This is a genomic window from Pseudomonas sp. ANT_J28 (assembly GCF_008370005.1).
Taxonomy (GTDB): domain Bacteria; phylum Pseudomonadota; class Gammaproteobacteria; order Pseudomonadales; family Pseudomonadaceae; genus Aquipseudomonas; species Aquipseudomonas frigoris.
Genome location: NZ_VOBM01000006.1, coordinates 152,140 through 164,342, shown reverse-complemented (window position 1 = coordinate 164,342; position 12,203 = coordinate 152,140). Strand labels below are relative to the sequence as shown.

At 60.6% G+C, this 12,203-nt stretch carries 11 protein-coding genes and 1 pseudogene; 4 read left to right on the top strand and 8 right to left on the bottom strand.

Going from position 1 to position 12,203, the window contains the following annotated elements; genetic code table 11:
• Window positions 1–634: 634 nt before the first annotated feature.
• Both FQ187_RS05940 and FQ187_RS05935 read right to left on the bottom strand, forming a co-directional pair.
• Window positions 635–905, bottom strand: a pseudogene (locus FQ187_RS05940) (DUF6124 family protein); the annotation flags it as partial.
• 26 nt (window positions 906–931) lie between these two features.
• The gene (locus FQ187_RS05935) at window positions 932–1,900 is read right to left on the bottom strand and encodes a LysR family transcriptional regulator (RefSeq protein WP_008150590.1); all 969 of its coding nucleotides are present in this window, start codon (window positions 1,898–1,900) and stop codon (window positions 932–934) included.
• A gap of 192 nt (window positions 1,901–2,092) precedes the next feature.
• Between FQ187_RS05935 and FQ187_RS05930 the strand changes: the two genes are divergently transcribed.
• The 4 genes from FQ187_RS05930 to FQ187_RS05915 are packed head-to-tail and all read left to right on the top strand — an operon-like array spanning window position 2,093 to window position 6,897.
• Window positions 2,093–3,604 (top strand): efflux transporter outer membrane subunit, encoded by a 1,512-nt coding sequence (locus tag FQ187_RS05930; protein WP_149628771.1) that lies wholly within the window; start codon window positions 2,093–2,095, stop codon window positions 3,602–3,604.
• A 10-nt stretch (window positions 3,605–3,614) separates the two neighbouring features.
• On the top strand, window positions 3,615–5,819 hold the full coding sequence (locus FQ187_RS05925; RefSeq protein ID WP_149628770.1) for an FUSC family protein: 2,205 nt from the start codon (window positions 3,615–3,617) through the stop codon (window positions 5,817–5,819).
• Window positions 5,809–6,009 carry a DUF1656 domain-containing protein gene (locus tag FQ187_RS05920; protein WP_007896379.1) on the top strand — a complete coding sequence of 67 codons (201 nt, stop codon included), beginning with the start codon at window positions 5,809–5,811 and terminating at the stop codon, window positions 6,007–6,009. Before FQ187_RS05925 ends, FQ187_RS05920 begins: the two co-directional genes overlap by 11 nt.
• Before the next feature lie 39 nt (window positions 6,010–6,048).
• On the top strand, window positions 6,049–6,897 hold the full coding sequence (locus FQ187_RS05915) for an HlyD family secretion protein (RefSeq protein ID WP_149628769.1): 849 nt from the start codon (window positions 6,049–6,051) through the stop codon (window positions 6,895–6,897).
• Between the two features lie 2 nt (window positions 6,898–6,899).
• Here FQ187_RS05915 and FQ187_RS05910 read toward each other — a convergent pair whose 3' ends face one another.
• The 6 genes from FQ187_RS05910 to FQ187_RS05885 all read right to left on the bottom strand — a co-directional run bounded on the left by FQ187_RS05910 (window position 6,900) and on the right by FQ187_RS05885 (window position 12,196).
• Window positions 6,900–7,298: a DUF4440 domain-containing protein gene (locus tag FQ187_RS05910; RefSeq protein ID WP_149628768.1), complete on the bottom strand. Its 399-nt coding sequence runs from the start codon at window positions 7,296–7,298 to the stop codon at window positions 6,900–6,902.
• Complete coding sequence (locus tag FQ187_RS05905) at window positions 7,295–8,122, bottom strand: SDR family oxidoreductase (RefSeq protein ID WP_149628767.1); 828 nt, start codon at window positions 8,120–8,122, stop codon at window positions 7,295–7,297. Before FQ187_RS05905 ends, FQ187_RS05910 begins: the two co-directional genes overlap by 4 nt.
• 32 nt (window positions 8,123–8,154) lie before the next feature.
• Window positions 8,155–8,619, bottom strand: a complete 465-nt coding sequence (locus FQ187_RS05900; RefSeq protein WP_149628766.1) for a multidrug transporter — start codon at window positions 8,617–8,619, stop codon at window positions 8,155–8,157.
• A 169-nt stretch (window positions 8,620–8,788) separates the two neighbouring features.
• Complete coding sequence (locus FQ187_RS05895) at window positions 8,789–10,240, bottom strand: mannose-1-phosphate guanylyltransferase/mannose-6-phosphate isomerase (RefSeq protein WP_149628765.1); 1,452 nt, start codon at window positions 10,238–10,240, stop codon at window positions 8,789–8,791.
• A 106-nt stretch (window positions 10,241–10,346) separates the two neighbouring features.
• Window positions 10,347–11,003 (bottom strand): alginate O-acetyltransferase AlgF, encoded by a 657-nt coding sequence (locus tag FQ187_RS05890; protein ID WP_123365349.1) that lies wholly within the window; start codon window positions 11,001–11,003, stop codon window positions 10,347–10,349.
• A gap of 17 nt (window positions 11,004–11,020) precedes the next feature.
• Entirely contained in the window at window positions 11,021–12,196 is a 1,176-nt protein-coding gene (locus tag FQ187_RS05885) for an alginate O-acetyltransferase (RefSeq protein WP_149628764.1), read from the bottom strand.
• Window positions 12,197–12,203 lie beyond the last annotated feature (7 nt).

Here is a 12,203-nt window from a genome sequence, read left to right as displayed (position 1 = left end):
GCTCTCGGCGCAGGTGAATGCCAAGCACGCTAACATTCTTCTTTGGATTTGGGCGAGGCCGTTGGGCTCTTTTGTCCTTGGCGGCCTTTGGGCCGACCATGTTCCTGTTGGTGGTGTACATATCCATTTCTGCGGTAACGGCGGATGGCGGTTTCGCCCTTACGGCGAGGCACTTTTTTCAACGCCAAAAAAGTACCCAAAAAGGCTCGCCCCGAGCGTCCGGCCCCTCGCCTAGGCTCGGCGTTCCTTCGCTCCGGTATCCATCCGGGGACACTGCCCTCCGGTCTGCTGCGCGACGACCTACATGCAGCGTGTTCGACTGCGTCGAACGGCGCTGCGCGCCACTCCCCGGATGAACACCTCCACTCAGCCTCCCGAAGGGGCGGGTGGATCAAGATCAAGAGCTGCAGGCGAGCTAACGCTCGGCCTGTTGAGTGGTGAGGAGCGAAAGGCGTATCCGAACCATAGATGTGGGAGCTGGCTTGCCTGCGAGGCGGCCTGACAGCCGACCAATATATTGCTGATGTACCAAATTCAATTGTGGGAGCGGGCTTGCTCGCGAATGCGGTGTGTCATTCAGCATTAATATCGACTGAAGCACCGCTTTCGCGAGCAAGCCCGCTCCCACAAGGGATTAGCTGTGCGGCGAAGGTTTTGGTGTGTCGATGTTACCCAGCACTCGGTTCGCCGTGATCTCCGCCAGCATGATGATGTTTGAAATGCCCAGCAGGGTATTGCGCGACCCACCGTCAAGATGGTCCACCAGGTGATGGACCATCACATCGACCGAGGCTAGCGTCTCGACCAGAAAAACCACGAGGGTTTCGGTCGTGGCCTCTGAGTCCACTGTGAACAGTGTTGGGCGTGCGCGGGGTGGCTTTGATGTCGGCAATCGACGGGAAGTGGAGGTGGCAGCTGTACGCGGACAAAATCAGTTCGCCACCCGAACCCCACCCATGCTCCCGCTCAATTCATACGCCACCAATTCCGCCTGATGCGCCGCCAATATCTCCGGCAACGACCCGCGCAAATACTCGACCCACGTCTTGATCTTCGCATCCAGATACTGCCGCGACGGATAGATCGCATACAGATTCAATTCCTGCGACCGATAGTTCGGCATCACCCGCACCAGGGTGCCGTTGCGCAATCCTTCAATCGCTGCATACACCGGCAAAACCCCAACCCCCATGCCGCTGGTGATTGCCGTCTTCATCGCATCGGCGGAGTTCACCAGAAACGGTGAGCTATTGATCGTCACCATTTCCTGGCCTTCCGGGCCGTCGAAGGTCCATTTCTCCAGCGGAATCACCGGGCTCACCAAACGCAGGCACGCGTGGTTCAGCAAATCGCTGGGCTTCTGTGCGCAGCCGTTGGCTTTCACATAGGCCGGCGAGGCGCAAACGATGCTGTAGGTGATGCCCAAGCGCTGGGAGACGAAGCCCGAGTCCGGCAGCTCGCTGGCCAGCACAATGGACACGTCGTAGCCCTCGTCCAGCAGGTCCGGGACGCGGTTGGCCATGGTCAGGTCGAAGGTCACGTCGGGGTGGGTCTTGCGGTAGCGGGCGATGGCGTCGATCACGAAGTGCTGACCGATGCCGGTCATGGTGTGCACCTTGAGCTGCCCGGCCGGACGGGCATGGGCGTCGCTGGCTTCGGCTTCGGCTTCTTCGACGTAGGCCAGGATCTGCTCGCAGCGCAATAGATAACGCTTGCCGGCTTCGGTGAGGGCGATGCGACGGGTGGTGCGGTTGAGCAGGCGGGTTTGCAGGTGGGCTTCCAGGTTGGAGACCGCGCGCGAGACGTTGGCCGTGGTGGTGTCCAGTTGCACGGCGGCGGCGGTGAAGCTGCCGGCCTCGGCCACGTAACTGAAGGCGCGCATGTTTTGCAAAGTGTCCATGGGGTGCTCTCTAGGCGAATGGCAAATTGTGACACGAAGTTGCTGACTTTCTACAGGCGACTAAAGATGGACCAAGGGATTATCGCGTTAACGGTAACAAAGATTCACAGGATTCCCAGCTTATCGCCAACAAAGCCGACCCCTAGAATTGCGCACCTCAGGAACAACTCCCCACCTCAGGAAATCGCAGCAGTGCCGCGTCGCATCAACAGAGCGCTTCAGACGCTCAGTGTTTTGGCTTTAACCCTGGCAATCAGCGGCTGCATCGGTACCGGAGGTATTGCCCCGCAAGGCAAGGCGTTGGAGGCCAATTCATTGGCCACCGACGAAGCCATCCAGAACGCCGCACAGGACGCTCACTGGCCCACCGCGCAATGGTGGCAGGCCTATGGCGACCCGCAACTGAACCGCTGGATCGACCTCGCTTTGCAAGGCAGCCCGACCATGGCCATGGCGGCGGCGCGAGTGCGTCAGGCCAAATCCATGGCGGGGATCGCCGAGTCCGCCGAGTCGTTGCAGATCAATGGCGAATCCACTCTCAAACGCCACAACTGGCCCACCGATCAGTTCTACGGGCCGGGCGAGTTGGCCAACACCACCACCTGGGACAACAACGCCGCGCTGGGCTTCAGCTATGCCCTCGACCTTTGGGGCCGCGAAAGCAACGCCACCGAGCGCGCCGTGGACATGGCTCACATGAGCGCCGCCGAAGCGCGTCTGGCCCAGCTCGAATTGCAGAACAACATCGTGCGCGCCTACATCGAGTTGTCGTTGGATTACGCGCAACGGGACATCGTCGAGGCGACCTTGAAACAGCAGCGGCAAATTCTCGACCTCGCACAGAAGCGCCTGAACGGCGGCATCGGCACCCATTTCGAAGTCAGTCAGGCTGAAACGCCGCTGCCTGAAACCCACCGCCAGTTCGATGCGCTGGACGAAGAAATCGCCCTCAGCCGCAACCAGCTCGCGGCCCTTGCGGGCAAAGGTCCGGGGGAGGGCGCGCAGTTGCAGCGGCCAACGTTGTCGTTAGGCGCAGCATTGAAACTGCCGTCGTCGTTGCCCGCGCAGTTGCTCGGTCAACGCCCGGACGTAGTCGCCAGTCGTTGGCAAGTGGCGGCCCAGGCACGGGGTATTGATGTCGCTCACGCTGGTTTCTACCCCAACGTCGACCTGGTCGGCAGCCTCGGCTACATGGCCACCGGCGGTGGAGCGCTGGCGTTTTTGACCGGCAAAAAGCTCAACTACAGCGTCGGCCCGGCCATCTCTTTGCCGATCTTCGACGGCGGCCGTTTGCGCTCGGAGTTGGGCGAAGCCTCGGCCGGTTACGACATCGCCGTGGCCAAGTACAACCAGACGCTGGTCAACGCGCTGAAAAACATCTCCGACCAGTTGATCCGCCGCGAATCCATGGACAAGCAGCAAACCTTCGCCGCCGAGTCGGTGGCCACAGCCCAGAAGACTTACGACATCGCGATGATCGCTTACCAGCGCGGCCTAACCGATTACCTCAACGTGCTCAACGCCCAGACCTTGTTGTTCAAACAGCAGCAGGTTCAGCAGCAGGTTCAAGCCGCACGCCTCAGTGCTCACGCCGGACTGGTGACGGCACTCGGCGGCGGACTGGGCGCGGGTAACGACGTGCCGAAAGACAGCCAGACGCAGGCGCCGAAACCCCCGGCCATTCTCCAAGCCCTCGATCATTGAGCGGGATTTCATGACTCCCTTGCCCGCACCTTTGCGCTGGCTGTATTCCCTTGAATGGCGCCGGGGTTTCTTCGACTGGGCGCGCAGTGATGGCGTGACCTGGGTCTACATTTTCAAGGTGCTGTTCGCGGCGTTTCTGACCCTGTGGCTGGCCATGCGCCTGGAGTTGCCGCAGCCGCGCACGGCGATGATCACCGTGTTCATCGTCATGCAACCGCAAAGCGGCCACGTGCTGGCCAAGAGTTTCTATCGCTTTCTTGGGACATTGACCGGCTCGGCGGTGATGGTCGCGTTGATTGCCTTGTTTGCGCAGAACACCGAGTTGTTCCTCGGTTCGCTGGCGATCTGGGTGGGTGTCTGCTCGGCCGGTGCGGCGCGCTATCGCAACTTCCGCGCCTATGGTTTCGTGCTCGCCGGGTACACCGCCGCGATGGTTGGTTTGCCCGCACTGGCGCACCCGGACGGCGCGTTCATGGCGGCAGTCTGGCGGGTGCTGGAAATCTCCCTGGGGATCATTTGCTCCACGTTGGTCAGCGCCGCGATCCTGCCGCAATCCGCCAGTGCCGCGATGCGCAACGCCTTGTATGAGCGCTTCGGCGTGTTCGCATTGTTCGTCACCGATGGCTTGCGCGGTCGCAGTAAACGGGAGGCTTTCGAGGCGAGCAACGTGCGCTTCATCGCCGAGGCTGTGGGGCTGGAAGGACTGCGTAGCGTCACTGTGTTCGAAGACCCGCACATGCGTCGGCGCAACGGTCGGCTCAGTCGACTGAACAGCGAATTCATGGGCATCACCACCCGTTTCAACGCCTTGCACCAGTTGCTCGAACGCTTGCGCAGCAGCGGCACCGATCACGTGGTTGCGGCGATCAAGCCGGGTTTGCGGGACCTGGCCGAACTGCTCGACGGCTTCAGCGGCCGTGCGCTGACCAACGGCGATGCGGGGCGCCTCGTCATCGCGCTGACCGCCTATAAAGAAGGTCTGCCTGCGCGCGTTCGCAGCCTGCGGGCGATTTTTCAGGAGAGCAATCCGAGCGACGCCGAGCAGCTGGATTTTCATACCGCATATGAACTGCTTTATCGCTTCGTCGACGACTTGCACAGTTATGCACAGACCCACGCGTCCCTGGCCGATCACAGCCATGCGCGCGAGCAATGGGATGAGCCGTTCACCCCGCAAACCAACTGGATGGCGTCGGCCGCCTCGGGGATTCGCGCGGCGTTCATTCTGGTGGTGCTGGGCAGTTATTGGGTCGCCACCGCGTGGCCGAGCGGGGCGACGATGACCCTGATCGCCGCTGCGACCGTGGGCCTTTCAGCGGCGACGCCGAATCCAAAACGCATGGCATTTCAGATGGCTTGCGGGACGCTCCTCGGGGCGCTGATCGGCTTCGTCGAGATGTTTTTCATCTTCCCGTGGATCGACGGCTTTCCGTTGCTCTGCGTGATGCTCGCCCCGGTGATCGTGATGGGTTCGTTCCTGACTTCACGGCCGCAATACGCCGGTGTCGGTCTCGGTTTGCTGATCTTCTTCAGCACCGGTTCAGTGCCGGACAACCTCACCGTTTACAACCCTTATGCGTTCATCAACGACTACATCGCTATGGTGCTCGGCATGCTGGTGTGCGCGGCGGCCGGGGCGATCATTCTGCCGCCCAACAGCCGCTGGTTGTGGCGTCGGCTGGAGCAGGATTTACGCGGGCAAGTGGTGTACGCCATCAGCGGCAAACTCAAGGGTTTGGCGTCGAGTTTCGAAAGCAGTACGCGGGACTTGCTGCATCAGGCCTACGGTCTCGCGGCGGGGCAGCCGCAGGTGCAACGGGACTTGCTGCGCTGGATGTTCGTGGTGCTGGAAGTCGGCCACGCGATCATCGAGTTGCGCAAGGAACAGGCGATCCTGCCGGTGCATCCGGCGTATGCCGAATCGCAGCCGTGGCGTCAGGCGATCCGGGTGATGGGGCGCTCGCTGGTGAGGCTGTTTCTGCAACCGAGCCAGAGCAATCTGGAGCGCGGCCTGATCGCCGTCGATCACGCGATCAGCCGCGTGCAAGCCACCGACGAACCTTTCGCGCCGCACTTCGACACCTCGGCCCTGCGCCGGGTGAAGAGCTACCTGCACTTTATCCGCACTTCGTTACTGGACCCGCAATCGCCGCTCGCCGGCTACATAAAGGCCAACGCCACCGCCAAGCCCCAAGGACTTGAACATGCCTCGTGAAATCGCCTTCCACGGCGTGTACATGCCGACCATGACCCTGATGTTTTTCATCGCGGCGGCGCTGGCCTGGGCACTCGATCGGTTCCTGTCCGGGTTCGATCTGTACCGCTTCTTCTGGCACCCGGCGCTGCTGCGCCTGAGTCTGTTTACCTGTCTGTTCGGCGCCCTGGCGCTGACTGTTTACCGTTGACTCTCTATCACTGACTCTCTATCACTGAAGAAGGCCCTGATGAAAAAGCTTTTCAGCCTGCTCGCCACCCTGTTGGTGCTGGCCCTTGCGATGTGGATCGGCCGGACCCTGTGGGTGCATTACATGGACACACCATGGACCCGCGACGGTCGGGTGCGCGCCGACATCATCAACGTCGCCGCCGACGTCACTGGGGAAGTGGTGGACGTGCCGGTGCGCGACAATCAACAGGTGAAGAAGGGTGATCTGCTGATGCGGATCGACCCCGAGCACTACCGCATTGCGGTCAAACAAGCTCAGGCGCTGGTGGCCTCACGCAAGTCGACTTGGGAGATGCGCAAGGTCAACGCCCACCGCCGCGCTGACATGGACAACTTGGTGATCTCCAGGGAAAACCGCGATGACGCCAGTAACATCGCCGATTCGGCCCTGGCCGATTACCAGCATGCTCAGGCACAGCTCGAAGCCGCCGAACTGAACCTCAAACGCACCGAGGTCCGCGCAGCGGTGGACGGTTACGTGACCAACCTCAATGTGCATCGCGGCGATTACGCGCGCATCGGCGAAGCGAAAATGGCCGTGGTCGACATGAACTCGTTCTGGGTCTACGGCTTCTTCGAAGAAACCAAATTGCCCCACGTGCGGGTCGGCGATAAAGCCGACATGCAGCTGATGAGTGGGGAAGTGTTGAAGGGGCATGTGGAAAGCATTTCTCGCGGCATCTACGACCGTGATAACCCGCAGAGTCGCGAGCTGATTGCCGATGTGAACCCGACCTTTAACTGGGTGCGGTTGGCGCAGCGGGTGCCGGTGCGGATTCACATTGATGAAGTGCCGGAGGGTGTGGTGTTGGCGGCGGGGATTACTTGTACCGTGGTTGTTAACTGATCTCATCCCTTGCAAAACGTCTCATGCAAATGCCGCCAAATGAGCTTGCCATCGGCCCGCTTCTCAAACACCACGGTCGAACGCCGGTCAGAATGCAGACCGGTTGCATCCGTCTGTTGCTCGCGATAACTCACCGTCGCGCCACCATCGTGCCAGGCAATGCCACGCAACTCGCTGAGCTCAATTCTGAACCCGAGCTTCTTCCCGCCCGCCATCAAAAACAACTCACTCAACGCATCGAAATCCAGCACCCGCCCCAACGGCGAGACCATGGAAAACTGCGGTGAAAAACGCGTCAGCAACTGTTCAAGCGCCGGCTCGTCTTGATCCTCGGCCAACCATTGCTCGATGGCGACGTGGGCCTGGATCACTTCATCAAAGTATTCGGTGTAGTCGGTCATGGAAGTTGCCCCTTCAGCCCGAACCGCTTCATCAACCCCGCCTCCAGCAGCCCTTTAGGTAACAACCCCGCCAGCAACGGCAACGCCCGGCTGCCGTTACCCAAACGCACCAGACGCGGTGGTTTGCTCTGCTGTACAGCCTTGAGCAAACCAGCGGCAAATTCACTGGCCGGGGTCGGGTTGTCCTGGGAGGCCTTGGCCCGTGCGCGAATGCCTTCACGCAGCGGAAACCATGGCGATTGTTCGGTGATCAGCTGCTCCGCCTCATGGCCTGCATTCTTGGCAAAACTCGAGGCGATGGCGCCCGGCTGGACTTCCATGACCCGCACGCCAAACGGCGCCAGTTCCATGCGCAACGCATCGGTCAAGGCATGTACTGCCGCTTTCGAGGCGCAGTAGGCGCCGGCGAATGGGGTGACCAAAACCCCGGACACGCTGCCGATGTTCACCACCAGACCCTTGGCACGACGCAGTACCGGGAACAGGGCGCGGGTGACGCCGACGATGGCGAACACATTGGTTTCGAATTGTCGCTGCATGGCCGGCACCCCGCCGTCGAGCAGCGGCCCCATGGCGCCGTAACCGGCATTGTTGATCAGCACGTCGAGGCCGCCATGTTGCTGGTTGATGCGCTCGCTTAAGTCTTCGAGTGCCGCGCCGTCGTTGACGTCCAGTTGCACGGCGGTGAAACCGGCAGCGGCCAGCGCCGCTACGTCTTCAGCCTTGCGGGCACTGGCCCAGACGTCGTATCCGGCATTTTTGAAAACATCAGCGAGGGCGCGGCCAATGCCGCTGGAGCAACCGGTAATCAAAGCAACGGGCATGGCGCGGTCCTTGTGCAAAAAGAAGAAGTGAATTAGTCGGAGAAACTACCCTGCAAACGCTCGGCGCGAAACTCCAGTGTTTGCGGGCGATAACCAGGGCGCAGTGGCGGCAGCGGCAAACAGTCTTCCCAGTTCGCGCCGGCCTGTAGTTCACCGGGGCCGCGATAGCGCGGTGCGGCATATTGATTGTCGGCCAGGTTGACCGTGTCGCCCGGGGCATAGGCGGCGATGCGCCAGCGCAGTTCAGTCAGCGGCACGTCGTTGCCGTTGTTCATTTTCAGTTGCAGTGGGCGATCGGCCGGGCACTGTTCTGGCGCGTAAGTGATGCGCAACTCCAGGCGCGCCAGTTGCTTGACCTCGCGGTTGTCCAGCCAGATCACCCACGTTGCCACCAGACCCAACCCGATGGCCGCCGCCACCGAGACCGGCAATGCCTTGGCCGGGTAGCGCAGCAACAAGATCAGCCAGGTGATGACCAGCAGGACGCCGATGAACATGACGCAAACCTCGGGAGGGGAGAAGGTCATCCTACCTAAGCATGGGTGCGGTTGGCGATGGGCTTGCGAGGTAGATCGTGGGAACGAGAAATAAAAAAGCCCCCACCCAACCCGCTGCGGATAGGGAAACGCAGCGGGTCGGGCGGGGGCTTCTTGTGTTACAGATCAATCACCGCGCGATGGTTTTCACCGACACGCCGCGTTCGATCGGGGTAGAGCGACCGTAGATATCTTCAAACCGCTCGATATCGTCTTCGCCCAGGTAGCTGCCCGATTGCACTTCGATGATTTCCAACGAGATCTTGCCCGGATTGCGCAAGCGGTGGACCGAGGCGATCGGGATGTAGGTCGACTGGTTTTCAGTGAGCAGGAACACGTTTTCGTCGCAGGTCACTTCAGCAGTGCCGCTGACCACGATCCAGTGTTCGGCGCGGTGGTGGTGCATCTGCAGCGACAGGCACGCGCCCGGTTTGACCGAGATGCGCTTGACCTGAAAGCGGCCGCCCATGTCCACCGAGTCGTAGGAGCCCCACGGACGATAGACTTCGCAGTGGTTCTGGGTTTCGCTGCGGCCTAGGTCGTTGAGGGTGTTGACCATCTGTTTCACGCCTTGGACCTTGTCCTTGTGGGCGATCATCATGGCGTCCTTGGTTTCGACGACCACGATGTTTTCCAGGCCGATCACCGACACCAGTTTGCCGTTGCCGTGGATCATGCAGTTTTTGCTGTCCTGAATGACCACATCGCCTTTGGTGACGTTACCGTTGGCGTCTTTTTCGTTCACTTCCCACAGCGACGCCCAGCAACCGACATCGCTCCAGCCAGCGGTCAGCGGTACGACGCAGGCGCGTTGGGTTTTTTCCATCACCGAGTAGTCGATGGAATTGTCCGGGCAGCAAGCGAAGGTGGCGGCGTCGATGTCGACCGTGTCGGCATCCTGCTCGCTGCGTTCCAGGGTCAGCACGCAGGTGTCGTAGATGTCCGGATCGTGTTTTTTCAGCTCTTCGAGGAAACGGCTGGCGCGGAACAGGAACATGCCGCTGTTCCAGAAATAACCGCCGGACTCGACGAACTCGGTGGCGCGTTTCACGTCCGGTTTTTCGACGAAGTGCGAGACGCGGCTGACGCCTTCCGGCAGCAGCGAATCATTGGTCGACTTGATGTAGCCATAGCCGGTTTCCGGTTTGGTGGCCGGTACGCCGAACAGCACCATTTCGCCGTTTTCTGCAGCAACCGTGGCCAGGGCCAGCGCGCGTTGCAGGGCTTTCTGATCTTCCAGCACGTGGTCGGCTGGCAGTACCAGCATCAACTCGTCGCGACCTTCGTTGACCAGCATCAGTGCGGTCAAGGCCACGGCTGGCGCGGTGTTGCGGCCGAACGGTTCCATCAGGATGCGCTGCACGTCCAGTTTACGGGCGGCCAGCTGCTCGTTGACGATGAAACGGTGTTCCTTGTTGCAGACTACGATCGGGGTGTCCATGCCTTCGAACACCAGGCGTTCCAGGGTTTGCTGGAACAATGTTTGTTCGCCGGTCAGGGCGAGGAATTGCTTAGGGAACTGTTTGCGCGAAAGCGGCCAAAGACGTGAGCCACTACCACCTGACAAGATCACCGGAATCATGTTGTTACTCCTTGAAAATCGTATGGGTCAGAGCTACTGCGTTCTGTCGTTTCACTCTTGTTCTTATTCCGTGTCCGGGTAGCCCGTGGGCTACCCGAAAATATGATTAGCGCGTCGAAACCGGGCGTTTTACCCAGACTGGCGCCAGGCTGCTGCCGGTGCCGGTCACGTACAGCACGGCGGCTTCACCGCGTTCCAGGGCAACCGGTTTCACGTCGCCGACTTTCTTGTCGCCATCGTATAGCGCCAGGCTGACTTTGACCGGGTTGATTTCACGCTCGCCACGGCCCTTGGCGGCCACGGTCGGGACCACTTCGGTCTTGCCGTCAGCGGTTTTCAGGGTCAGGGCCTTGTCGCTGAGGTTCTGCACGCGAACCAGGGATTTCTGCTTGTTCTTGAACGGCGGTTCTTCGATCAGTTGCGGCGCGCCGCTGGCGTTGTTGACCAGGGTGTAATAGTGATCACCGGCCAGTTTCACCGGCAGGGACTGGCTACCGACCTTGGCGCTGTAGTCGCCGCCCGGCATGAAGCTGAAGTCAGTGCTGGACAGCGGCGCGACCTCGGCCAGGTTGGTGGTGCCGACGGTGGCGCTGACTTCAGCGTTACCGGCGTTGTAGACACGCACGAAGCTTGAGCCTTTCGGTGCGGTCGGGCCGTAGAGCGCGGAGTCACCACCGGCGAAAGCGTTCATGGAAAGGACGCTGAAGGTCGCGGCCAAAGCGAAGGTCTTGGCGAGACGGCGAGGAGTAGTAGTGAAAGTCATGGAAGTACCTCTCTCTTTCAGTTTTGCGCCCGGTCGGGCGTCTCGGATTTAGTGTTTGCGGCTACGTTTTGTTGGCGCGCGCCGGCTTCTTTGAGCTCTGCGACCCACTGTGGGTCGGCGTCACCGATTTCGTTGTTCACAGGCAGATAACGTTCAGGAAACTCCCAGATCAGCACCTGTGGCGGGCTGTTCTTGAAAGCATCACTTTTCAGGTAGCTGAGCATTGGCAGAATCGGGCCGTGACCGTCTTCGGCGTAATTGACCACGTCGCTGTTCAGCGCTTGTTTCAGCGCACCGACGAAGTTCCAGTTGGGGTTGGCGCTGTAGCTGGTGCCGATCAGGGCCACCGGTACTTCAGTGTTGGCGAACAGGGCGTCATCACCGGCAGGCTGGTCTTGCGCCGCAACGGTGTTGCGCTTCTGCAACGGCTCTGGCTTGGGCATCAGGTTTTCGAACAGCGGGTCCAGCGGCAGGAACAACCGCAGGTCGCCCTTGTGAGTCACCTTCTCCGCAGGTTCAGTGACGAAGTGTTGCGGCTCGCCGCTCAGCGGGTATTTGTCGGAAATGGATTTCGCCAGGGTCTCGGCGGCGATTTGTGCGCCTTCCGGGGTCCAGTGGGTGTCGGTGCGCAGGAACACTTGCTGACCGTTCAGCTTGGCTTTCAGCATCGGGCCGAACAGGTCGGGAGCCACGATATTGTTGGCCGCAACACGAGCGTGGAAGTCCTCATAGAGGTTGGCGTGGATGCTTGAAGGCTTCACTTCACCCAGGTGTTCCGGGTACAGGCGAGTCTTGGCCGGCACGATCGCCATGACCAGTTTCACGCCTTTCGCTTTCAGTTCCTGGCGCACGCCTTCAACCAGCGCGTAGTTGCCTTGCAGGTTCAGCTCTTCGTTGACGATCGGGTTGAATTCCTCATCGCTGTACAACCACTGATCGCGGCCGAGCACGACGCCCGGACGACCTTCGTTGAACAGTTTGAAATCCAGCGCAGCCCAAAGGTTGGTACCCAGACGCTTGATCGGAAACTCGTCGTCGTAATGCGTTTCCACGGCTTTGGTCCAGCGGCCGTTGAGCACCGTCGTTTCGGCGCTGGTGTTAAAGCCGAAGAAACTGCGCGTGGACCACAGGCCCAGCACCAGCAGGGTCAGCAGGAACAGGCCGATGTAGAGGATGCGTAATGAGCGGGTCATAGTCAGA